The organism is Fulvivirga sp. AWR4_260, assembly GCF_056158185.1.
Genome location: NZ_JBSWSU010000015.1, coordinates 3498488 through 3524382 on the forward strand (window position 1 = coordinate 3498488; position 25895 = coordinate 3524382).

General features: G+C 38.1%; 17 protein-coding genes and 1 riboswitch. Of the genes, 7 read left to right on the forward strand and 10 right to left on the reverse strand.

All coding sequences use genetic code 11. The annotated features are described in order from the left end of the window. Positions 1-16: 16 nt before the first annotated feature. The 4 genes from ACXACQ_RS21030 to ACXACQ_RS21045 form a co-directional block, all read right to left on the reverse strand. Positions 17-2188, reverse strand: a complete 2172-nt coding sequence (locus tag ACXACQ_RS21030) for a CotH family protein (RefSeq protein ID WP_474977969.1) — start codon at positions 2186-2188, stop codon at positions 17-19. A 265-nt stretch (positions 2189-2453) separates the two neighbouring features. Then, positions 2454-2897 carry a nuclear transport factor 2 family protein gene (locus ACXACQ_RS21035; RefSeq protein ID WP_474977970.1) on the reverse strand — a complete coding sequence of 148 codons (444 nt, stop codon included), beginning with the start codon at positions 2895-2897 and terminating at the stop codon, positions 2454-2456. 124 nt (positions 2898-3021) lie between these two features. After that, positions 3022-4146 (reverse strand): hypothetical protein, encoded by a 1125-nt coding sequence (locus tag ACXACQ_RS21040; protein ID WP_474977971.1) that lies wholly within the window; start codon positions 4144-4146, stop codon positions 3022-3024. A gap of 177 nt (positions 4147-4323) precedes the next feature. Continuing rightward, positions 4324-4504, reverse strand: a riboswitch (cobalamin riboswitch). A gap of 97 nt (positions 4505-4601) precedes the next feature. Beyond that, a complete protein-coding gene (locus ACXACQ_RS21045) occupies positions 4602-5258 on the reverse strand; it encodes a metal-dependent transcriptional regulator (RefSeq protein WP_474977972.1) in 657 nt (218 codons plus the stop codon). Between the two features lie 101 nt (positions 5259-5359). Here ACXACQ_RS21045 and ACXACQ_RS21050 point away from each other — a divergent pair, with 101 nt between their 5' ends. Beyond that, complete coding sequence (locus ACXACQ_RS21050) at positions 5360-7633, forward strand: TonB-dependent receptor (RefSeq protein WP_474977973.1); 2274 nt, start codon at positions 5360-5362, stop codon at positions 7631-7633. A 35-nt stretch (positions 7634-7668) separates the two neighbouring features. Here ACXACQ_RS21050 and ACXACQ_RS21055 read toward each other — a convergent pair whose 3' ends face one another. Beyond that, positions 7669-9348 carry an arylsulfatase gene (locus ACXACQ_RS21055; protein WP_474977974.1) on the reverse strand — a complete coding sequence of 560 codons (1680 nt, stop codon included), beginning with the start codon at positions 9346-9348 and terminating at the stop codon, positions 7669-7671. 296 nt (positions 9349-9644) lie between these two features. On the opposite strand from ACXACQ_RS21055, the gene ACXACQ_RS21060 reads away from it, so the two are divergent. After that, a complete protein-coding gene (locus ACXACQ_RS21060; RefSeq protein WP_474977975.1) occupies positions 9645-12113 on the forward strand; it encodes an alpha-amylase family glycosyl hydrolase in 2469 nt (822 codons plus the stop codon). A gap of 237 nt (positions 12114-12350) precedes the next feature. Then, entirely contained in the window at positions 12351-14669 is a 2319-nt protein-coding gene (locus tag ACXACQ_RS21065; RefSeq protein WP_474977976.1) for a T9SS type A sorting domain-containing protein, read from the forward strand. A 75-nt stretch (positions 14670-14744) separates the two neighbouring features. Here ACXACQ_RS21065 and ACXACQ_RS21070 read toward each other — a convergent pair whose 3' ends face one another. From ACXACQ_RS21070 to ACXACQ_RS21085, 4 genes are all read right to left on the reverse strand, one after another. After that, complete coding sequence (locus tag ACXACQ_RS21070; RefSeq protein WP_474977977.1) at positions 14745-17495, reverse strand: carbohydrate-binding protein; 2751 nt, start codon at positions 17493-17495, stop codon at positions 14745-14747. 634 nt (positions 17496-18129) lie between these two features. Then, a complete protein-coding gene (locus ACXACQ_RS21075; RefSeq protein ID WP_474977978.1) occupies positions 18130-18924 on the reverse strand; it encodes a hypothetical protein in 795 nt (264 codons plus the stop codon). Position 18925: 1 nt separating this feature from the next. After that, positions 18926-19483, reverse strand: a complete 558-nt coding sequence (locus ACXACQ_RS21080) for a pentapeptide repeat-containing protein (RefSeq protein WP_474977979.1) — start codon at positions 19481-19483, stop codon at positions 18926-18928. Between the two features lie 3 nt (positions 19484-19486). Next, a complete protein-coding gene (locus ACXACQ_RS21085; protein ID WP_474977980.1) occupies positions 19487-20722 on the reverse strand; it encodes a M48 family metallopeptidase in 1236 nt (411 codons plus the stop codon). A gap of 148 nt (positions 20723-20870) precedes the next feature. Here ACXACQ_RS21085 and ACXACQ_RS21090 point away from each other — a divergent pair, with 148 nt between their 5' ends. The 4 genes from ACXACQ_RS21090 to ACXACQ_RS21105 all read left to right on the forward strand — a co-directional run bounded on the left by ACXACQ_RS21090 (position 20871) and on the right by ACXACQ_RS21105 (position 24583). Next, positions 20871-21032 (forward strand): hypothetical protein, encoded by a 162-nt coding sequence (locus tag ACXACQ_RS21090; RefSeq protein ID WP_474977981.1) that lies wholly within the window; start codon positions 20871-20873, stop codon positions 21030-21032. Positions 21033-21149: 117 nt separating this feature from the next. Next, positions 21150-21833, forward strand: a complete 684-nt coding sequence (locus ACXACQ_RS21095) for a succinate dehydrogenase cytochrome b subunit (protein ID WP_474977982.1) — start codon at positions 21150-21152, stop codon at positions 21831-21833. Positions 21834-21860: 27 nt separating this feature from the next. Next, complete coding sequence (locus ACXACQ_RS21100; RefSeq protein WP_474977983.1) at positions 21861-23795, forward strand: fumarate reductase/succinate dehydrogenase flavoprotein subunit; 1935 nt, start codon at positions 21861-21863, stop codon at positions 23793-23795. A 38-nt stretch (positions 23796-23833) separates the two neighbouring features. Further along, complete coding sequence (locus ACXACQ_RS21105) at positions 23834-24583, forward strand: succinate dehydrogenase/fumarate reductase iron-sulfur subunit (RefSeq protein WP_474977984.1); 750 nt, start codon at positions 23834-23836, stop codon at positions 24581-24583. 69 nt (positions 24584-24652) lie between these two features. Here the strand turns inward: ACXACQ_RS21105 and fabF are convergent, their stop codons facing one another. Continuing rightward, positions 24653-25885, reverse strand: coding sequence for a beta-ketoacyl-ACP synthase II (gene fabF / locus ACXACQ_RS21110; protein ID WP_474977985.1), 1233 nt, complete (start codon positions 25883-25885; stop codon positions 24653-24655). Between the last annotated feature and the right edge of the window lie 10 nt (positions 25886-25895).

Sequence of the window (25895 nt, forward strand, 5' to 3'; positions counted from 1 at the left end):
TAGATTCCCTTTTTCATTATTTCTGTATTTGCAACTTTTGAGTTATCACTCCATGGTCTGTCATTAAATTAATTATGTAAACTCCAGAGGTGAAAGCTTCCAAACTTATTGTTTGTTCATATACCTCAGGATACGCATTCAATAAAACTTTACCTGTCACATCTCTAATCTGAATTTCCTTTATCAGTATTTCCGAACTAATAGTAACATTATTTAAAGCTGGGTTAGGGTAAACCTTCACTCCTTCATCATTAGGTATCTCCTTAATGGCAGATTTAGCACTGGCAGTAAGCACAGAACAACCATTAGCCGTTCCTGGCATATTTGCATCCATCCAGTCTAGCCTACTGTGCAGCCATCCTCTTAGGGCATTTAACACACCTTCGTAGCTATTTGGCTGAATATACAACCAAGGATTTGGCCAGGTATAAACCCCTAAAACAGGCCATTGATCAAAATTACGCGTGTCGGCACCTGTCAGTTCATTAGCAAAACCATTAACATAAGAATCAACAGCAGCAGTACTTAAAATGGTCTGCCTTAGATACTGCCACCTGCACTTAAGCGCACTGGTAAACTGTGGATCTTGCAACATATTATGCCACCAAAAGGGGCTATTACCCGGACACTGGTAGTATATCCAGCCCGTAGGGTTATCACCAGCACAGTAATCAGCATTTCCGAATGATAAATTAAAATCCCAATAACCACACTTCAATTTTCCGCCTTTGCTTTCTTTGTCTTTGTAGAAATAGGTACTCAACCTGTAAGCATCAACATTTTTAGTCAGCTCATTAACAATGAAATTATCTATGAAAGCATCCACATCGATATAATCCATATAGTGCTTTCCTTTAGAGTTGTAGTGAGAACCCGAAGCTATGGCCTCTTCAAAGTCGCTTACATATTGTTGTATGTACTGCTGCTGTTGATATTGAATATCCTCAGCTTCTGGATAAAAATACTGAAAAAATATCCTGTGATTTCCTTGGTACGCATTATAGTTAGATGACCAACCAGGATCATTACCCTTGTCTATTCTAAAGATATACCCTCCCGTTAAGTCATCTCCTGCTATATCATCTTCTTTAAGCTTAGAGATATCGATCCTGTCGCCTCCTCTCTTCATTTTCTCCATTATGATATAAATCCCTTTGTATTCATCATTCAAGATAAGCTCTACAAATTGTGTTCTACTGGCATAATGGCCCATGCTTCGTGCCATTTTCATAGCCAACATATTATTCATCAAAGACTTATCAGCATATGGTCCATAAAGAATAAAATCCTCCTCTTCAGGGAAATCAAGAAAAGAAGTGTCTATATCTTCGCCTGCATCATCCCACATTTCTATGGCATAAGATTTTTTAGGAAAATCAAAAGAAGATTCACCTCGCTGCTCAATTCCAATAATTCCTGAGTACTCATTGAAAGGGTCGTTGATGTGATTTAACTGTCCTTCTCCATTATTAATTATTCCAAGATGAGCTCTCACTTTTGGATCATCAGGAATGCCCTGACCATAGGTATCTACTACTACCAGCGGCAAAGTGGTGGCCAAAGAAGTAGCTCCCTCAAACCATGAAGGTGTAGGCTGGTAATAAGAGCTATTGTTGTTAATGCCTACTGACAATACAGCCATTGCAGATAAATCAGAAGACGTTACACTCTCGTTATGCACCTCTATGGCGAGTATGTTTTGCCCATTATTTAACATGGATGGGTTAATTTCAAAAGCATCAGGCACCAGACCTTGATACAATGCGGCTTCATGCAGGCCATCAGAAAATTGATCAAAACGAGGCGGATAGCCAGAAACAAGGTTACGAGCTATTTCCACTCCATTAAGATAAGCTACGAAGCTGTCATCATAATCAAGGCTTAAAGTCATGGCTGACACCGCTTGATTATCCACCACATTAAAGGTTTTGCGCAAATACAAGGTTCTGGTACCGGCAGGAACAATGGTATTATCATCATTATCACCATACCCAAAACCCGAGCTGCCTTGCGCCCAGTTACCATCATAATATCCTAGCTGCGTCCAATTATAATCTGGCTGCGTAGTGGGCACCTGATACTTCCATTGCTCTGCAGGGGTAATAATAGACTCCCAATGGTACACTTGCGAAAACCCCAGAAAGGGCATACACAACCACAGGATAAAGGTTAATTTCAATTTGGTCATCGGTTTAGGTTGTTTTTTGGTTAAACCGACAAAGCTATCTGTTTTACCAAGCCTAATTCAAACCAACTAAATACTACCAAGTAGTATATTATTGCTTATTTAAACGAATTTGATCTTATTTAAATGCAGTACCATTGCTAGCAATGACATGTAGCGTACTATCTTACTGAAAGTAAATGATATAGTAATTGTGAAAGTGCGCTTAAAAAAAGCATACTGATGTGAGTAATTATTGTGAGAGCAATAAAACTACGCCCTATTCAACTTAAAAATTATCATAATAGGTATTATCCTTCGTGATCTTCCCGTTTTTAAAAGTAAAAACCACACACATGGGCAGCCTAAAAGCAGTACTATCTGGCGCTGTTCCTTTAGACACAAACTCTACTATTACCACATTTTCACCTGAAGGGTATATGTTCAAAACTTCATCTTGAACATCAGGTATATATGCTTCTAAATCGGAATATTTCTGCACTATCCCCTCATGACTTTGCCTAATGGGCTCACCGCCAAACGCAGGATCAAGAAATTGTGCATTGGCTTCATACATCTGAGAAAGCTTTTCCCAGTTATGATGATTAAAATATTTGAAATACTCTAATACTAACTTTTCATTTTGCAATGAGCCAGACACCATGTTAGCAGACTCATTATTCGGAGAATTGCAACTTAGCAATACCAGCATGAAAAGCAGTTGAAATTTCATAACATTGAGGTTTAGTAATTGTCAATATATAACTAATTACACTCTGTTACAATGATAACTCCTGATCAGTAAAATTAATTTTCCGCTAATAAATTAAAGCACAAAATAGCCCAGAGCCCTAGCGTTAATATGCTACTAAATGCCCCTCAAGCGTTTGCTTTAACTGCATCAATTCTTTTACCCTATCACTAATACTACCTTCAGATAAACGAATAAGAGACTCAGTGTTATTAAAACCTCCCAACATTTCACCTAAAGCACAATTAGCACTTAGCATAAGTTTTTCATCTCCTCTTTTTTCTACTATTTCCTCAATATTTTTGAGCAAACGCTCATTTACAATCACACTATTTGAATCAACATTTATGACTCCTAATGATAGGGTAAGGCATGCTGGCGCCATCTGAAGCACAGGCATAAGCTGCTCTGATGCATTAATAAGGTCTAGGTGCAATGCTGAAACTGGCAAATTTGTAGCCACTTGCACATTTTCCTCTAGGCCATGAAAATAGGTCGCCACCATGGTTTTCAAATGAGGGAATTGCCTTTTAATTTTTGAATAAGTAGCCGTAAAGGCTCTTTTGGTTTCATCATTAATAGCAGAAGCTAAACAAGGCTCATCAAATTGAACCCACTCTACATCCAATGCTTCTAACTTTTTCAGCACTTCGCAATAAACGGGAATTAGATGATCTAACAAATCTAAAACATTAAAGGCCTGTCCTATTTGCTTACCTAACAGCAAAAATGATACTGGCCCTAATAATACAGGCTTAGTTTTTACTCCCAAGCGCTTAGCCTCACAATAATCGTTAATCACTTTGGTACCAAACAGCCTAAACTGCTGCCCCTTAGTAAACTCGGGGACTACATAGCTATAATTAGAATCAAACCACTGCCGCTTATCCATGCCATTAACAGCAATATTTTCACTTTCATAGCCTTCCGCCATAGCAAAATAAAGGTCAAGCTCAGTTTTTCCATCTTTTAAGATCACATCATGGTATCTTTCAGGAATAGCGTCTACAGTAAAAGCCATATCCAGTACCCGATCATAAAAAGAAAAATCATTAGAAGGAATTAAATCAACCCCCATCTGCTGCAATTCTTGCCAGTTCTTTTGTTTTATAACATTACCCTGAACTATCAGCTCAGATATGGTTAATTGAGCGTTGAGATATTTTTCATAAGCCTCCTTTAAGCTCGCATGGTCTTGCGAGTGTGAATATCCTAAAATGTGAGTTTGCATTTCTTTTAACTTTAAGTGGTTGAACATTAGTTAAAAGTCCATTGCAAAATTTCGTCTTTGCCTTTATAAGAATAAATATATTGTGAGGATGAGTAAAAGAAACCACAAGACGTACCAATCCTATGACTATTTATTGTAAGCATCATTCCTGACCTATAACTTTATTACGCGAAAGCAATGTCATTGAGGATAAAGGCAGGTCTCCTGACTTATAACAGCCATTACTCACCTTCCCATTAATGATAACAGTGGTATACAAGCAATGCTTCTGTGTTAAATACAGTTGCGCGACAGTTCCGGATTTTCACCAGATTCCCTTTTAATTCACTTCAGTGCAACCCTATCCGATTGATGAAATTAAGTAAAGAACTTTACTATAAGTAAATATATTCAATTTATACTAAAAAATGGGTTTAGCTTAAATAAAAACAACTTTTCAAGTACTAATAATGAGCTTATTGATTGACCACCAACAGCTTTGCCGTTACTTTACTTCCCAATGGCTGACTCTCCACCTCTCCATAACTCACACGCATAGTACCATCATATTCTTCTACTGTATCAATGGTAATAACTGTACCTAGGTTGATACTTTTATTGTTTAAATACTTCAAAAATTCTTCTGAGGAATTAGTTACCGCAGTAACTTTAATTTTCTCTCCTGCAGTGCACTCACTTAACTTCTTATACTTTAACACCTTCACTTTGCCGTGCTCATCAGGAATAGGGCTACCATGTGGGTCAATAGTGGGGTAGTTAAGCATCTGATCCATTTTAGAGAAAAATGCTGCTGACTTAATATGCTCTATTTGCTCAGCTATCTCATGAACCTCTTCCCAGCCAAAGCCCATTTTTTCAACCAAAAACATTTCAGTAAGCCTATGTTTACGAATAACCTTAGCAGCCTCTACCCTACCTTTTTCTGTAAGATTTAGCGGTTTATAACTTTCATAGTTCACCAAATCTTTCTGAGCCAACTTTTTTATCATGTTGGTTACGGTGGGCATTTTAATGCCTAAATGCTTACTCAGCACATTTACATTTATTTCAGATTGCTGATCCTCTATAGTAAAAAGCGCCTTTAAATAGTTTTCTTCAGTATATGAATACATAAATATTACTTGCTACAGCACAAATTTAATTTTTTTGATCAGAATATAATTGTTAGCTTTATCTAACTTTTATATTTTACATTAAAATCAATTAAAATAAAGTGGTCAAATTATATACTTTACTATTACTATCAATACTTGCCATTACAGGCCATGCACAGCAAGTGGTCTCGGGCAAAGTATTAAACCAAAACCAAGAGGTACCCTATGCTAATGTATATATTAAAGGAACTCATATTGGCACTAGCACTGATGCTGAAGGGAACTATAGCCTTAAAATACCCCAAAAAGGCAGTTATAAGATAAGCGCATCGGCCATAGGCTATAAAACAGCTACTCAATCAATAGACATTTCTGCATCGCACACTCATGTAAATTTCAACCTCTCGGAAGCCGAAGACATGCTTGATGAAGTAGTGGTTTCAGGCACTTTAAACGAGGTTTCTAAATTAGAAAGCCCCGTACCGGTAGAAGTTTTCAGTAAAGACTTTTTTAAAGCAAACCCTAGCCCTTCGTTATTTGAAGCCATTCAAAACATTAATGGTGTAAGACCTCAAATCAACTGCAATGTATGCAACACAGGAGACATCCACATCAACGGATTAGAAGGGCCATATACCATGATTTTAATCGATGGCATGCCCATAGTGAGTGGACTTGCTACAGTTTATGGCCTTAGCGGTATACCTCAGTCACTCATTGAAAGGGTTGAGGTAGTAAAAGGACCGGCCTCTACGCTGTATGGCTCAGAAGCTGTTGGCGGGTTAATAAATGTGATTACAAAAAATGTAGATAACGCTTCTCATTTTAGCACTGATATTTACACCACCTCTTGGCAAGAAGTAAATGCTGACATTGCTACAAAAATTAAAGTTGCTCCTAAGTTAAATACACTAGTAGGAATAAATTACTTCAATTACTCCAATCCAGTTGATCATAATAATGACAACTTCACAGATGTTACGCTCGAGAATAGAATTTCGGTTTTTAACAAGTGGCAAATAAAACGAGCCAGCAATAAGGAATTTCAAGTGGGTGGCCGTTATATTTATGAAGACCGATGGGGAGGTGAAATGAACTGGTCATCAGAAAATAGAGGTGGTAATGATGTATATGGCGAAAGTATTTATACAAAAAGATGGGAGTTAATGGGTACTTATGAGTTACCTACCAATGAAAATCTAAAAATCACATTTAGCGCCAACCGCCACTTACAAAATAGTGCCTATGGAGACATGCTCTTTAACGCTGACCAACAAATATATTTTGGTCAATTAACCTGGATCAGGACGTTAAATAACCACAATTTACTAGCAGGGGCTGCCACTAGGTATACTTACTATGATGATAATACCACTGCCACCGAAGAAAATGACTCAAATGCTCCGTCAAAAATTTACTTACCCGGTTTATTTATTCAAGATGAGTATAAAATAGACAAAAATCAGTCATTATTACTGGGCATGAGGTATGACTACAATTCAATTCATGGCAATATTCTTACCCCAAGACTCAATTATAAATGGACTTCAAATAACAAAAATAATGTTATAAGACTAAGTACCGGACGTGGCTATAGAGTAGCTAATGTTTTCACCGAAGATCATGCGGCATTAACAGGCGCACGTGATGTGGAATTTATAGACAACCTAAAGCCTGAAACATCATGGAACGCCAACCTTAATTATGTAAGAAAGATATACACCGTTAATGGCACTTATATTCAATTAGATGCTACGGCATTCTACACATATTTTGGCAATAAAATAATAGCGGATTATGACAGCGACCCCAACAAAATTATTTATGACAACCTTGATGGCCATGCCATTAGTCAAGGGGCATCTGTAGACATCGACACCTATTTCAGCAATGGACTGAAAGTAATGCTTGGTGCTACCCTCATGGATGTATATCGCAAAGAAAACGGAGAAACCATTCAACAACTATTTACAGAACATTTTACTGGTACTTGGCGCTTAGGCTATGAAATACCCAACACCTCTATTACTTTAGACTATACAGGAAATGTATACAGCCCCATGCGGCTACCATTATTAGGCACTCTCGACCCTAGAGATGAATATTCGCCATGGTGGAGTATTCAAAACATACAAATAACTAAAAAATGGAATAAAAATCTGGAGTTATACGGTGGCGTCAAAAATCTATTAAACTGGACTCCCAACAAGGGAAATCCCTTTATAATAGCACGGTCTAACGACCCTTTTGACAAGCAAGTAGATTTTGACCAAAACGGACAGGTAATTGCAACTCCTAATAATCCTTATTCATTAACTTTTGATCCTACATACGTATATGGCCCCAACCAAGGCATTAGAGGCTTTATTGGGCTAAGGTATGCTATTGATTAATAAAAAAGGGAGCAGTTGCTCCCTTACTATTATCCTTATGGCTTAGTTAATACATCATGAGTTTTCGCCCACTCTACCCACAGCGCCTCCAGCTCTCTCACCACCTCGGGGTACTTTTTAGCCACATTCTTGGTTTCGGTTCTGTCATTTTTTATTTGATATAACTCCCAAGGGCTTTCTGCATTATAAGCCACCAATTTCCACTCGTCATTACGCACATATTTACTTCCCTCATGCTCATTATACAGCACCTCATGCCCACTTCTTTTATTGGCCATAAAAATAGGCCGTAAGCTTTTACCTGAAGTAGGTATCACCTCATTACCATGGTAATTTTCTGGATATTTGGCCTCTGCCACATCCATAAAAGTAGCCATAAAGTCCATCACATGCCCTACTTGATCACTAACCTCGCCCTGCTCAGCAGTAATACCTTTAGGCCAAAATGCAATCATAGGAGTATGAATACCTCCTTCAAATGACTCCATTTTCCAATAACGAAAAGGTGTGTTAGCCACATTTGCCCACCGTGCACCTATTGAAGCATAGGTAGTTTGAGGCCCTGGCATCACATCCTTATCTACTGGATAAGCTACTTTTTTTCCATCGCGAGTTTGACTAGGCCTATCAAACCCGGGCCCATATCGCATGCAATCTTCAGGACTTGCCCCATTATCACTCAAAAACACAATTAATGTATTGTCTAATTCACCCGTTTCCTTCAATGTTTGTATGATTCTGCCTATCCCCTGATCCATCCTGTCAATCATAGCGGCATGCACTGCCATCGCTCTTGCGTCCCATTCCTTATCTTTATTATCCTCCCATTTAAGCTCGTTTTTCCATCTAGGGCTCAACGGGTAAAGGCTAGAGTCTATCAAACCACTACTCGTCATTCTTTTGTATCTTGCCTCTCTAATAGCATCCCACCCTACTTTATAAACATCTTTATACTTATCAATATCTTCTGGCAGCGCCTGTAATGGCCAATGTGGAGCCGTGTGTGCTACATATAAAAAAAATGGCTTATCCTCTTTACTGAACTCCCGAATATAAACTGAAGCAGTATCATTAATAGCATCTGTATGATAGTAGTTTTGCGGCACTTCCTTTACCGCTTCTGTACCATTTACCAAACTAAAAGGATCGAAGAAATCTACCACTCCCCAAATATTACCGTAATACTTTTCAAATCCTCTATTAACAGGGTATTGCTCTATCGGTGAAAACTCAGGGTAAAATGATTGGTGATTTAACCAATTAAGCTGCTCTTGTGGATCTTTCTGCACTACGGTATTAGAAACATGCCACTTACCTACCATTCCTGTATGGTAGCCAGCTTCCTTTAATGCTTCGGCCAATGTAACAGAAGCCTCTACCAAATGGCCTCGGTACCCATCTCTACCTGTGTCACCGGTCATATCTCCTATTCCCGCTTGGTGATTATACAATCCCGTTAATAAAGATGCTCTGGTTGGACAACAACGTGAAGTATTATAAAATTGGGTAAACCTTAAACCATGTCCTGCCAGCCAGTTCAGATTAGGCGTTTCTACCTCCCCTCCATAACATCCGATATCCGAAAAGCCTAAATCATCAGCCATAATTAAAACTATATTGGGCCGTTTCTGATCTTCTTCAGGCTCGTAAGGGTGTGTTTTGGGTGTACAACTTAGCAGCAATAAGACTGCAAGCAAATAAAAGGCGTTCTTCATAGTAGTTAGCATTATTAATATTGAGGAACCTGGTACTTGATACTAAAAGGATAGCTGCTACCAAAACCAGATTAATATTCCATTAAATTACATATAAAAACCGGTTTAGCAATCAATTTATCTAACATCTCATTTTTTAAAATCATAGTCAAACCTAAATTTTTAACCAAATCTTTCGTAGAGCTCACCCCATATCTTAAATTAAGATTAGCACGCTTTCTTTGATAAGATTACCCCCTCCACCATCTTTATATTTAAAAGTCAGATGATTTTAATTCAACATTTAACCTACTATTATGAAAAAAACATTGATAATACTTAGTCTATGCCTGATGTACTTCACCGGCATGGCTCAAGAACCCATGGAACTGCCTCGGCCTGATAACATCAAAGATGGAATCAACTACATGCAAGATGGTCGAATTATATTTTGCTTGTTTGCCCCCTACAAGCACGATGTTTATTTGATTGGTGATTTCAACAACTGGGAAAAAGATGTCAATTATTTAATGAAAAAAGATGTAGTAGATGCCGACCATGTCTACTGGTGGTATGATTTAAGAGATTTAGATTCAAATATTGAATATGCATTTCAATACCTAGTAGATGGAGATTTACGCATTGCTGATCCTTATGCAGAGAAAATACTTGACCCTATCAACGACCAGTGGATACCATCTTCTATTTACCCTAACCTTAAGAGCTATCCAGCTGGCCAATCGAAAATAGCATCGGTAGTATATCCGCACAATATGGACTACGAATTTGAAGTCAGCGATTTTCAACGCCCCGCCAAAGAAGAACTGACAATTTACGAACTGCACCTACGCGATTTCCTTGGCCAGCATGACTACAACACACTTACTGATACCCTATCTTACCTACAGCAACTTGGCATAAACGCTATTGAATTAATGCCTATTAATGAATTTGAAGGTAACAGCAGCTGGGGCTATAACCCCTCATTTTATTTAGCACCGGACAAATACTATGGCCCTGCTTCAGACCTAAAAAGATTTATAGATACTTGCCACAAACAAGGCATAGCTGTAATTATAGATTTAGTCCTGAACCATTCTTATGACCAGTCACCTTTGGTGCAGCTCTACTTTGATGGAGACAACCCCACCGCACAAAATCCATGGTATAACAGCGAGTGCATTAGCGATTATTGCTGGGGCAACGACTTTAACCATGAAAGCGAAGCTACTCGATACTTTGTAGACCGAGTGACAGAACATTGGTTAAAAAACTACCATTTTGATGGTATTAGATTTGATTTCACTCAGGGTTTTAGCCAAAGAACTGGCGGTAACAACTGGGCCTATGATGCCAGCAGAATAGCCAATATTGAAAGAATGGCAGATCATGTATGGCAGGCATCTCCCGGAGCCTATGTTATACTAGAGCACTGGACAGAAAACAGTGAAGAAATTGAGTTATCAAATTATGGCTGCATGCTGTGGGGTAATGTAACCGATAAATACATGGAGGCTGCCATGGGGTATAATAGTGGAGACAATTCAGACTTTTCATGGGGGTATTTCAAAAACAGAAACTGGACCAAGCCACACCTAGTATCCTTTATGGAAAGCCACGATGAGGAACGAATAATGTTTAAAACGTTGCAATGGGGAAATAGCAGTAATAATTATGACATCAAAAATTTAGACAATGCTCTAAACCGCTCAGCGTTATGTGCCGCATTTCTCTTCACCCAGCCCGGGCCTAAAATGATGTGGCAATTTCAAGAACTAGGCTACGACTACAGCATTGATTATAACGATCGTGTAGGAGAAAAACCTATTAGGTGGGATTACTTTATTTTAAATGAAAACCGGAAATCACTATATAACAATTACAAAAAGCTCATTCGTTTGAGAGCCAACAATGAAGTTTTTACCAGCGCTGAAACGTCACTAACTATGAACCTGCAAAATAGTAGCGGTGTCAAAAGTATGACCTTACAGCATGCTTCTATGAGCGCTGTGGTTGTGGGTAATTTTGGCGTAGAGTCAAGCTCCATAACAGTAGACTTTCCTTTTACGGGTACTTGGTACAGCTGTTTTAGCAGTGAAGATATCAATGTGGCAGGAGAAGTTAATATAAATCTGGCTCCCGGTGAATACAGGGTTTACACCTCCAATAACATTAGAAGCACACTGGCTTATCACCATAACAATAAATTGATGTATGCTGCCGGTACTTTTAACGGCTGGGCTCCCGATTTAGGCGCCATGACACTTTCAGAAGATTATACATGGGTAAGCCAGCCGTTATATCTGGCCACAGGAGATTATGAATTTAAATTCACTAATAATGCTGAATGGACAGGACAAGACTGGGGTAATGCTAGCGGGCTAACAGGAAATGCTTCGCCCACCACCGGAGGAGGTAATAACATATCTTTTACTATTACCACTAGCGGCTACTATTCTTTAACGTTCAATGACTACAATATGTCATATAGCGTAAGTAAAGCTAGTGGAGTTACCTCTCGCGAAGCTGATTTTATTGCACCTAATAGCATTAAGCTTTACCCGAACCCTTCTATTGGCCAAAGCATTAACATAAGCAATAATAATCAGCAACTTATAAAAAATATTACCATCTATTCATTTAATGGACAAAAGAAAGAAAGTTACGCACTAAATACGAGAAAAAATACTATAAATATAGCTACTAACTTACATGCTGGAATTTACCTAATTAACATTCAGCTCGAAAATATCACGGCCACAAGAAAATTAGTAGTAACAGAATGATTAATTGTAATACTTACAATTAATAAGAAATTGAGGGTGGTCTTTCTAAAAGTCACCCTCTTTTTTTATCCCATTCATACCAATTTCACCCCCTTAAGTTCAAAACATAGTTAAAAAGGCATTTCTCCGTGAAAGCATGAAAAACACAACAAAAAGGAAATAATTACATATTATCATCTTGACTATAAGGTATAATTAACTTAGCAGGAAATTATTGTTCAACACTAAATTCTAAGAATGAAAAAAAACTACTGTTTCATTATGTTGTTTATGCTATTAGGGTGGCTCCCTAATTTGTACGCTCAGCAAAACGTAGCACTAGAGGCCTCATCCTCTACTTCTTACGTTTCATCCTGGGAAACATTAAATGCAGTAAATGATGGTTTTACCCCAACCAATTCCAATGACAAATCGCATGGTGCATACGGAAACTGGCCCAACCCCAACTCTACCCAATGGGTACAGTACAATTGGTCTTCTCCAGTTTCGATTAATGCCTCAGAAATTTATTGGTTTGATGATGGAGGGGGTGTACTAACTCCTACTGTAGCGTACCTAGAGTATTGGAATGGGTCTAACTGGGTAAACCTTGGAAACATTTCCACTAATAAAGATGCGTGGAATGTATTTTCATTTAACACTATAGAAACCAGCAGAATCCGTGTTTCTATGTTAAACCCTACTCAATCTACAGGAATTTTAGAATGGAAAGTTATTTCTACAGGAGATGACACCCCTGGCGGTGGCGATGGCGATGGTAATGGCGATCATTACAATTGGCCTGATTATAGCCCTAGCATCAGCTACAATTTCAAAGATGAGTTTCCTTCATTACCTATGCCTACCAAAATTTTGGATGATTGTCCTCAAGTTGTAGGTGAGCAATCATCAGAATGGTGGACATTCCGTTGGGGGCCTAATGCCAACTCTTTGGTTACTTCTGCGGCTATTACACCACTATTAGCTCGTATGAATACTGATTTCGCTTACTTTAGAGACGAAATGGGATGGCCGCCAGATTTAAGGGCTAAAAATGGATATAAAAGTGCCATCTACCTTTACGGTTCTGGATTGTGCACCGACAATGCTTCTCCTAACGATTTAGGAGGATGGCAGAGCGCTATCTATTACAACGGCAAAAGCTGGCCTATGGTATTAGCTTCATACTATCCTATTTACAGCTTTGATCCTTCTTGCACATACGCTGACAAAGAATCTCAGCAAAGTGCTATGGTTCATGAGGGAATACACGCAGTATTAGCGGACTTACCTGGTGTGAAGAAGTCTGCATGGTTCCACGAAGGTGGTAACGTATGGCTTCAGCAAACAGCTGATGCGCGCAGAAGTGGAAACTACAGCTCTATGGGATTCTTAAATGGTACTGACTTTATTGCTCCTTTTATGCCTATAGAATGTTATTCTGGCTGGCTTCAAGATGGTAGCTTTGGTGGTCCATCGGCCGAAGGCGTTAATATGTTTGAGGGTAACCAGCAAATATGTACATGGAGAACTTATTTAGGTGGACACCAATACAGTACTTCTTTCCCTACATTTTTAGGAAACACCTTAGGTGATGGTGCCATTCCATGGATATGGAGGTATTGTCCTGAAAGAGTTTTAGAAGGTATTGCCTCTGGTTTAGGCGAAGCTCAAACACGTAGACTTATTTCAGAATACCGTGCTAAGCAAGCTTTAGTTGACTTTGGACCTTGGACTAACGCGGTTATCTCTTTAATAGATGCCAACTTTCAAAGGTCTATCGGTGCTGAATGGCAACCATCTTGGTTAAACCCTGAAATATGGACCGCTACTCCTTATGTTAAAACAACTAACAATGGTAGTGGATTATTAACCCCTGAACAAAGAACGACTCCAGGATGGTCTGGAGCCAACCAAATTCCTTTAAAAGTTAATGGCAATACTGTTACTGTAAATTTCCAGCCTATAGGTCAGAATATGACTTGTCAGTTAGTTTACAGAGGTACTGATGGCTCTGCTAACTACAGTGAAATAGTAAGTAGCGGTGAAGTAAGTTTATCACTTTCTCCTGCAGCTGCAGACAACATTGTAATTGCTGTTATCACTAACACTGATTATGTATACGAAGGAGAGCAAACCAGAAAAGCGCACTTCGATTACAGGCTTCAGCTTGTAAATGGAGTACAAAGCACTGCCGATATTTATACAAGATGGTACCGATCAGCTCTTAACACTAGCAATAGCAAAGTGGCTGCTTCTGAAAATAATATAGGTATAGATATGTCTAAATATTGCTCTCACGCTTATCACGAGAAAGTTGCTGAAGAATTAAATGCTAGCAATGAATTAACAGTATATCCAAACCCGGCAGTAGATGAATTTTTAGTTCAATTCAAAAATGCCGCCAATGAAAATACAGAAATTTTCATTACGGATATGTCTGGAAAAACTATTTACAAAACCTCTACTCATGCTAGTGAGGTAAAAGTAAAAGGAAACGAATTAAAGCCTGGTCTTTATATCATTTCCGTAGAGAACAGTTCAGGCAAGCAAAAGCAAAAATTAATTGTGGAATAAATTTTTATTCCTGTTTTCTGATAATTTAAAAAAGCTGACTTCTATGAAGTCAGCTTTTTTCATTTTATACAATCATCATTTAATTATAATCTTTTTAGTAGTAAGCTCTTGCTCGCCTCTTACTTTTAGCAAGTAGTTACCTGGCTTTAAAAAAGTTAAATCAATAACTTCCTTTGGCTTCTTTATAGCTATTAAGCTTTTTCCTTGCATATCTAAAACCTCCACAGTCTTTACTTCCCATGCTGCTTGTATATTAAATACGCCATTAGCAGGATTAGGATAAACTTCTAATGATGGAGTAGACGTGGCACTAGTAGCTGCCCTAGCCGCCATAGCTCCAGCAGAGCCTATTTCCACCAACTTAATGCAGTTGACATAAGCAAAACTATTAGATGCTTTATTGATAGTCATGCGTATCTCCCCATTGCCATTGGGTCTTATAGCACCAATAGTAACTACTGTTCTATTATTGCCATGATAACCACTACCGCCTATATCAGTTCCGGACGTTTGCAATGTAGCCTCTAACTGAGTAGCTCCGTTAAAAATGTATTGAGACTTCCTCTCCTCTTCGCTATTACGGCTAGCAAATACTGAAAAAGAGTAGCTCTTTCCCGTATTCAGACCTTTAAAAAGTAACTCACCCTGATTTTCGGTATAGAAATAATCCTGAGTAGCTGTTGGCACCCCCAATTCATTTAGCTGAGCCATAAAGGGATCCTTCAATCCTCCATTATTCAAACCATTAGTAGACATACCTTGAGTAACTTCAATAGCGAAAGAAGAAGCTTGTCCTTTGGTATTTTTTAATTGACTCACAACAGCCCCTACACCTGAACTACTAGCACTATTCCAATAGTTATAGTTGTAATCATTGCCCACAGTGGCATTGCCATTATTGCCGTCATTAGGCCCAAAATCGATCAAATAAGTATTATCTAAAGAATTATTCACCTTTTTTAACGTAATAGTACTTTGCGCTCTGTTTTCAGTGAAATTGCTACTTACTAACGGAGCATAAAGCTCTAAGCTAGATTTCAGCATTTGCCCTTGATTGATCAGGTTAATTTCTGAATCGTTCATACCCGCTCTGTAAAAGAACCATTCTTTATAAGTGGCAGCAGGTCCATTCACATCGCTTAAAGAAACTGTTACAGGAAGTAACTGCTCATTTACTGAACCTTGTAAAGCTCCATCTACATACAACAAGGTAATACCTCTTGCATAATAATGCGTAAGCACTACTGTATGGTAAGCATTATTACCCACATTGGCCGAACCATAAATATTCCTTGAATCATGAGAACGGTAGGCAATCTTACCATTGCCATCTACAATTACATTGGCATTTCCTTTTTCCGTTTTCACCTTGGCAATAACCCCTTGCCCAGCTGTTTTAACACTAAATACTGTTGTAAAAGAATGCACCCTTGCATCTGGCGTAAATTCTAATTTGAAATTATTAGCAGCACCACCAACTGCATAACCACCATTAGCATTGCGCTGAGGCTGAGGTTTACCGGCTCTTAGAGCATCAAATAAAGAAGGTACAAAGGCATAAGAAAATTCATCATGGCCTGAGTTATTAGGGTGTCCTGCATCTGCCCAATAACCATTCACCCACTTGCCTGAACCATCATCAAGAGCACCAAGCATATTTATACTGGCTACATCCCACCTATTAATTTCGGCATTCATTTGTTTCACATAGTTGTAATGCGTGCTATTATAATCTCCTTTTGGATAGCAATTAGCTACTATTGGCTCTATGCCTTGTGCTCTAGCTTTATCAACCAATGCCTTCAAGTTGTTTTTAAATTGATCATAAATAGCCTGTCCACCACCTATAATACCTTCATTAGCTAGTGAAAGGCCATACACTACATACTTTGCCCCTGTAGGCAATAAGTCTCTAGTCCATCTGTCGTTAACATTAACAGTAGAGTTACCTCCAATAGAAACGTTACTTACGCGCCAGTCAGCACCTCCGCTAGTAGATCTATCACTAAGTATTTGGGTATATTTGTAGGCGTACCCTTGCGAGTCCGTGGCACCTTGACCTGCAGCTACAGATGATCCCATAAAGGCTAATCTATCTGGATTCTGATAGGTTATTCTAAACCAGTTGATATTCCATCCACCCTGTTGTGCATAAATACCAAAGTCATAAGTACCAGCGTTGATATGAATTTTGTGATAAACAGTAGTCCAGTTTTGCCAACCTCCGGTACCGGGTAAGTTAGCATCATCTAAAATTGTGGCTCCTGCATTAACATCTAAAGTTAATCTACCACCAGCAGCTCCACTAGAAACTCTGTATTCCACTGTGTAGTCACCGGTATATGGAATATTAATATTAGCATATGACATCCAGTCTCCAGTATCGATGTAATCTACATTAAGGCCTCCATCTGCATCAGTAGTGTTTTCAGTCTCTACACCCGACATATAGGTATAGTTCTCGGCCTGAATTTTATTACTATAATCTTTTGACTTAGTTCTTATTCTAACAGAAGAAATCCAGTCGTTAATACCTTCATCCACCAAGCAATCATTATCACCAGATAACACCACATTTTTTCCTGTGAAGTTGAAATCTGCATACATAACAATTTCATAACCAGAAGTGATTTTTAATGAAGAGATATCATCATTTAAAATACCTCTGGCATTTAAGGCAAACATGTCATAATTACCAGCAGCTAGGCCTACAGCTTTGCCTGAATAATTACAATCTGCGTACATGGTTACTACAGTCTGGGCGTAAACTGAAGTGACACACCATGAGAGCAGCATAAAAGCTACACTAAGAATGTTTTTTCTCATTTTTAATAGGTTTAAGTTGAATAAAATTCATTAATGATAGAACAATGCACTGCCACCATAGATGAAACAATATCCATGAGCATACAAGTTGGACATTAATAAATCGGTTTAGTTTGCTTTGAAATTCGCATTTTAAATAGAATATCCCTAACAATTCTAGAATTTAAACTCTTGAGATGGATGTAAAAAATGAGGAAGGCTTAACGCCACATGGATAGTAATAGGGGGAATACCACTGTACAACTTGGTTGAAATTGAGAGCATGCCGCTCTAAAAAACAAAAAGGAATAAAGTGTTTACTTTATTCCTTTTGTAGCATATACAACAGGAAGCACTCTGTAGCTATGCCATTTAGTTCAAACCAATTAATACCAACTTCTCTGTTCAGTCTGCTCTTTAACAAAACCTTTCAGATTGCAATATTAGCTGATTTCCATGGGTTTAACCTAACATAATAATAATATTTTAAATGCAAACACCTCTAAACCAAGCAAATAACCAAGATAGATTAATGTAGTGTACAGCACATTTTTAAAAACATACAAACAACTCATTTACAATATGTTGCCAAATGACGTGCTATTTTGGATTTAATTAAGAGGAATTTTACCTGCAGATACTCTAAAAAAAATAATCATTCACGCTCTTCTTCCATTGCGTATTGTACAAACCTGAACCCCAATTCGGTAAGTTCATAATATTGCAGGTCATCAAATGCTGATGTAAGGCCAGTACTTTTTCTCTTCTTCTTCACCATATTACCGTCTCCGTCCTGAGCCCTTTCTTGCCTAATGATACCTCCCGTACTCAAGTCTCTGATCAGTAATTTGTATAAATCTGCTTCTATTGAACTTTCTTCGGGTCTATCTTCACTGATGCTGGCCCAAATTTCTTTTCTTGTAGCCCTCTCATTTTTATATATCTCTTTGATAATCAAAAAATGTGTCTCGTGATAAACCCTAATCCAATCTATAAATAGCCGAATGAGATCATCTGTTGAAAGAGTAAGCCGCCCAGCGTTAATTAAAAGATGTTGGATATACTGCTTTTTCTCATCGGTTTCAGCGTTATTCCATTCCCTAAAACCCTTTTTTACAAGCTGCAGATACTGCGTAGATTCTATCCTTTGATGCACCTCTGCCCCTTCTTTACCTAGCAGCTCTGTAATGTTGTAAAGCGCATCGTATAAAGCTTCTATTTTGAGCTGATGCTCCTCAATCCAAAGCCTTTGAAGCACATTAATTTGCTCTTGTTCCTTTTCGCTATGCCAAGTTACTCCAGCTTCCATCAGGCTACCCACCCAAGGAATACTACTCATAGCCGCTACAATAAAGCGCCCCATTCTATTTCTTCCGGCCTTCAAAGTTAGGGCATCGAGCTGTGCTCTTACCTCCGTAACTTTATTCCAAGCATCATTAGTTTGATCCATTTTACGAAATATCAATATCTAAATGACTTAATAAACCTTGTACACCCTCAGATGAAAATTTTGCTTTCTTAATATGATTTTGATCTGGATTGATAGCATAATTAAAGGCCGTTCGGAAATCTACCTTTTCTAAATTAGTTTGATCAAACATAGCCCCCATTAAATCACAACTCAGAAATACAGACTGTGAAAGATTGGCTTCCACGAAATCAGCTTCATGAAGCGTACAATCTTTAAAAGATGTTTTTTTAAGCTGCTTCTTATAAAATGATGTCAGGTTTAAACTACATCCATCAAAGCTCATGGCTAATAAGAAATCATTACAATTCTGAAACTGAACCCCTACCAATTTACAGTTTTTGAAGTGTACCTCTTTAAATGCTGTATTATTCACATTCACCAAGCTCATATCGCATCCTTCAAATTCACACTCCGAAAAAACTGCGTTTCCCAAATTAACCTGATGAAATTTACAATTTAAAAAAGTACAACTATCATACTCCCGAATCTCAAAAGGTTCAGTGGTAAAATCTTTTCCTCTGATAGTCTGGTCAAACATAATTTACGATTTTTCTATGGCCTCTACCCTTTTTAGTAATGGTGGATGCGAATAATTCATAAAAACATAAGCAGGGTGCGGGTATAAATTACTTAAGCTATCCACTGACAATTTCTTTAATGCCATCACTAACTGAGTACCTTCATAAGTTTCTTTGGCATATGCATCAGCCTCGTATTCATTTTTACGGCTATACATATTCATTAGCACTCCTATAATATCAGAAATAGGAGAATACAATATACCAAATGCTAATAAATTTAAATGTATGGATAATACAGATCCTCCCAGTGCCATGGATAATGATTCGCTATAAATCATAAGCGACATGATAAACAACATCAACCCTGTCTGAAGTATTGAAAATATAAAACTAAATACAATATGTTTCTTTTTAAAATGGCCTACTTCATGTGCTAAAACTGCTACCAATTCTTCAGTAGTATGCTTCTCTATTAGTGTATCATAAAGTACTATCTTCTTCTTTTTACCTATCCCTGAAAAAAAAGCGTTGGCCTTGCTTGATCTTTTTGATCCATCAATAACAAAAATATTATCCAATGGAAAATTAACGCTGTCACTATATTTTTGAATGGCTTGTTTTAATGCTCCATCTTCCAGAGGTGTGAGTTTATTAAATAATGGCAACACTAATGAAGTGTAAAACATATTTACAAATAAGATAAAAAAGGCCGCTACTCCCCAAAAATACAACCAAAAGGCCGGTCCAATCTCCATTATCAAATAGAGAAGTAAACCAATTAAACCACCTCCTACAATTGCGGTAAGCAAATACCCCTTCAGCTTATCAAGAACAAAAGTCTTTGGAGTGGTTTTATTAAAACCGAATTTCTCCTCAATTACGAACGTACTATACCATTGAAATGGCGTATTGATAACATCCGAGACTATGTACAACACTCCGAAAAAAGCCAGAGACAAATACACTTCATTCTCAAAATAGGGCCTCAGAAATGCATCTACATAGCCAAAACCACCGCTAATCAACAGTACTAATGAAGTTACAAAACTGAAAGTGGAGGTAATAAAAGAAAATTTCCCATTTACCTTTTGGTACTCCTGAGCCTTGGCATATTTATCTTCATCATAAAAATCTTTCATTATGTCTGGCACCAACTTTTTATTGGCTTTCATATTAAGAAAATCCATTAGTTGATCAATGATAAAATCTAATGATAGAATAAATAATATAATAATGAGGATTGATTGCGCGCTCATAAAAATTTAAAGGATTATAATTTTCACAAAACTATTAAAAAAAATGAAGCACTAAACATCAGTTTCAATATGAGACTCGATCCCATATTTAGAAAATTATCTGCATTATAAAACAATAAACTTATTGATTATGAGTTGATTATAAACTATGGTACACAAATTGATTTTGTATTGGTCTAACATTTTAGAAGTGAGACAATTACAGGCCATAAAACACTTTATAACAAGAGTATTCGGATATGAATACTTTCTTTCATGGCTATTATTCATTGTAGGCGTAGGAGTTATCGTTTTCGAATACATTTGGTAACGATTGAATAGCCTATTTAGAATCTTTTAAAATAAATCCACAACATTGTTTGATAAGCGTTTGGCGCTTACCTTTGAAAGCGTCAATATATTACAACTTAAATATTCAAATCATACAATGAGTTGGTTCACAAATGCTATATCAAGCACCCTGGGAAAAAAGCTACTCATGGCTTTGACAGGACTTTTTCTAATTATTTTCTTAGTAGTTCATCTGATAGGAAACTTTCAGCTTCTTAAAGATGATGGTGGTCACTCTTTTAATATGTATGCTGAGTTTATGACCAGCAACCCACTTATTAAAACTACCTCGTACCTATTGTACGCTACATTTCTTATTCACATCATATGGGCAATAATGCTTACTTCTCACAATAAAAAAGCGAGACCTGTAAGCTATGCTGTATCAAAAAGCTCGACTAACAGTAAGTGGAGCAGTAGAAACATGGGGATTTTAGGAACTATTGTATTCATTTTCCTCGTAATCCACATGAAGAATTTTTGGTACGAAATGCACTGGGGCGGTATTCCTACTGCTAGTTATGATGGTAATGAATACAAAGACTTATATGCTGTGGTTGCCGCTGCCTTTAGCCAATGGTGGTATGTGGCCTTATACGTAGTGGGTATGCTTGCACTTATGTTCCACCTTGTTCACGGGTTCAGCAGTGCATTCCAAACTTTAGGACTTAATCACCCTAAGTACAACCCTCTTATTAAGAAAGTAGGAATAGCTTTTGCCGTAATAGTACCGGCATTATTTGCTATTATTCCTGTTCTTATGTTCATTCAAAATATGTAATTCAGAACTCATTAAACTGCAGTATAGATGAAGTTAGATGCAAAAATACCAGAAGGCCCAGTAGCCGAAAAATGGTCTAAACATAAATTCAATATAAAATTAGTTAACCCTGCCAACAAACGTAAATACGACATTATTGTAGTAGGTACTGGTTTAGCAGGTGCTTCAGCTGCCGCTTCATTCGGAGAACTAGGATACAACGTAAAAGTATTCTGTTTTCAGGATAGCCCTCGTAGAGCGCATAGTATTGCTGCTCAGGGAGGTATTAACGCAGCCAAAAACTATCAGAATGATGGTGACAGCGTTTACCGTCTATTCTACGATACCGTAAAAGGTGGTGACTATAGATCTAGAGAAGCTAACGTTTACAGACTTTCTGAAGTAAGCGTTGACATTATAGACCAATGTGTGGCGCAAGGTGTTCCTTTTGCCAGAGAGTATGGAGGTCTATTATCTAACAGATCGTTTGGTGGAGCTCAGGTATCGCGTACATTCTACGCTAGGGGCCAAACCGGACAGCAATTACTTTTAGGTGCCTATAGCGCACTTAGTCGCCAAATCGCCAACGGAAAAGTAAAGCTTTACCATAGGTCTGAAATGCTAGACTTAGTTATGGTAGATGGAAAAGCAAGAGGTATTGTAACAAGAGACCTGATTACAGGAAAAGTAGAATCTCACAGTGCACATGCAGTAGTGTTAGCTACTGGAGGTTACGGAAACGTATTCTACCTTTCTACTAATGCTATGGGGTCTAATGCTACAGCGGCTTGGAGAGCTCACAAAAAAGGAGCTTACTTCGCTAACCCTTGTTATACGCAAATTCACCCTACTTGTATTCCTGTTTCTGGAGATCATCAATCTAAACTTACATTGATGTCAGAATCTCTTAGAAATGATGGTCGAGTATGGGTTCCTAAAGAGCAATCAGATGCAGAAAAAATCAGAAAAGGTGAATTAAAACCTACTGACCTGCCTGAAGAGAAAAGAGATTATTATTTAGAAAGAAGATATCCTGCATTTGGTAACCTTGTACCTCGTGACGTGGCATCTCGTAACGCTAAAAACGTATGTGATGAAGGTCGTGGAGTAGCTAAAACGGGCCTTGCAGTATACCTTGACTTTGCCGATGCTATTAAAAGAGATGGTAGAAGCACTATAGAAAGTAAGTATGGTAACTTGTTTGATATGTATCAGCAAATTACCGGAGACAACCCTTACGAAACACCAATGATGATTTACCCAGCCGTACACTACACTATGGGTGGTTTATGGGTAGATTATAACTTAATGACCACTATCGATGGTCTTTATTCACTTGGTGAGTGTAATTTCTCAGACCACGGAGCCAACAGACTAGGTGCTAGTGCACTTATGCAAGGTTTGGCCGATGGTTATTTTGTAATCCCTTACACTATCGGTGATTACTTAGCTAAAATGCCTTATGACAAAGTATCTACAGATCATGAAGCGTTTAAAAAGGCTGAGGCTGATGTAAAAGGTAAAATCAACAAGCTTCTTAACATTAAGGGAGACAAGACAGTAGACGAGTTTCATAAGGCGCTAGGTCATATCATGTGGGAATACTGCGGTATGTCTAGAACTGAAGAAGGTCTTAAAAAAGCCAAAGTTGAAATTCAGAAACTAAGAAAAGAATTCTGGGAAAATGTAAGAGTAGTAGGAGAAAACGATGAGCTTAACCCGAGTTTAGAAAAAGCGAATAGAGTAGCTGACTTCTTAGAACTAGGTGAGCTAATGGTAGATGATGCACTTAATAGAAGTGAATCATGCGGAGGTCACTTCAGAGAAGAATCTCAAACTGAAGAAGGAGAAGCAAAAAGAAAAGATGATGAATTTTCTTATGTAGCAGCATGGGCTTACGAAGGTCCTGAAGCTCCTGAAACTCTTCATAAAGAAGACCTAGTATTCGAAAATGTTAAATTGACCCAAAGAAGCTATAAATAAGTGTTGGGGCTTAGCCCGCTTACTTAAAAAGTATAATTATGAGAATTACACTAAACGTTTGGAGACAAAAAAACGCTCAAGATAAAGGAAAATTAGAGTCATACCCAATTGAAGATGTATCTCCTGATATGTCTTTTCTTGAAATGTTTGACGTGTTGAATGAGCAGTTGGTAAAAAAAGGTGAAGAACCAATAGCTTTTGACCACGATTGTAGAGAGGGTATTTGTGGTACATGTAGTATGTATATTAATGGTAAGCCTCATGGTCCTAAACAAACCACTACTTGCCAGCTTCATATGAGATCTTTCAAAGACGGTGATTCTATTACTGTAGAGCCATGGAGAGCTAACGCTTTCCCTATAGTGAAGGATTTAGTAGTAGACAGATCTGCATTTGACCGCATCATCCAGTCTGGTGGTTACGTTTCTGTAAACACTGGTGGTATTCCTGATGCTAATGAGATTCCTATCCCTAAAAAAATTGCTGATGAAGCTTTTGATGCAGCAACTTGTATAGGATGTGGAGCTTGTGTAGCTGCATGTAAAAATGCCTCTGCTATGCTTTTCGTTAGTGCTAAAATTTCACAATTAGCATTATTACCTCAAGGTAAAGTAGAAGCTAAAACAAGAGCGGAGAAAATGGTGGCACAAATGGATGACGAAGGTTTTGGTGCTTGTACCAACACCGGAGCTTGTTCAGCTGAATGCCCTAAAGGTATCAGCTTAGTAAATATTGCCAAAATGAACAGGGAATATTATGGAGCAAAATTAAAATCTGATAATATGTAATTATCAGCACATCATAAAACGAAAAAGGTCAGCAATTGCTGACCTTTTTCGTTTTATCTCTCCTATTAATTAACCATTATACCTCTTAAATATAATGGTACTATTATGCCCTCCGAAACCAAATGCATTACTCATTACAGCAGTAATAATTACCTCTGATACAGACTGTTGCACCACATTTAAGCCCGTAGGCATTTCTTTATCCAATTCTACAATATTTATAGTAGGCGGGATTATATTATTCTCGATGGACTTAACGCTTAATATTGCCTCAATAGCCCCAGCAGCCCCTAACAAATGACCAGTCATTGACTTGGTAGAGGTTACTGATACAGTATCAAACAAACTGGCAATAGCTCTTGATTCGCTCAAGTCCCCTATTGGCGTAGAGGTAGCATGCATATTAATGTAGCTAATGTCAGCAGCAGGCATTTGTGCCTCTTCTAAAGCCAACTGCATGGCTTTTAAAGCTCCAATACCGTCAGGGTGAGGCGAAGTCATATGATAAGCATCTGCAGTCATAGCAGCGCCTGCTAACTCTGCATATATGTGCGCCCCTCTGGCCAAAGCATGATCTAAGTCTTCTAAAATTAAAGCTCCTGCTCCCTCGCCTATAACGAAACCATCGCGTTGTGCATCAAACGGACGACTAGCAGACTCGGGTGTGTCATTCTGCTTAGTCATAGCTTTCATAGCACTAAAGCCACCTACCGAAGCAGGCGTAATAGGGGCTTCAGAACCACCTACTACAAAAACTTTGGCCTTCCCTAGTCTTATATAGTTAAAAGCATCCATAAGCGCTGTATTAGAAGTAGCACAAGCACTTACGGTGGTATAATTGATGCCCTGTAAGCCAAACTTCATCGAAATCATACCAGAAGCCATATTAGCGATCAGCTTAGGGACGAAAAACGGATTAAACCTTGGGGCTCCTTGATTCACGTAATTGGTAACTTCAGCTTCAAAAGTCTCCATTCCTCCTTGTCCCGAACCCCAGATCACCCCTATATCAAATGGATCTATAGTCTCAAGAGGCAGCCCGGCATCTTCCACAGCCTCGGCAGCACTGTACAGTGCATATTGAGTAAATAAATCACTTCGCTTAATTTCATTTCTGGTTAAACAGCCTGCAGGCTCAAAATGCTTAACCTCACATGCAACCTGAGTCCTAAATTGACTTGCATCAAACCTAGTAATAGATGCAGCCCCACTCTTTCCTAATACGGCATTGCGCCAAAAACTATCGACATCATTACCTAAAGGAGTAACAGCTCCTAATCCAGTTATAACTACTCTTTTCATTGAATCTTAT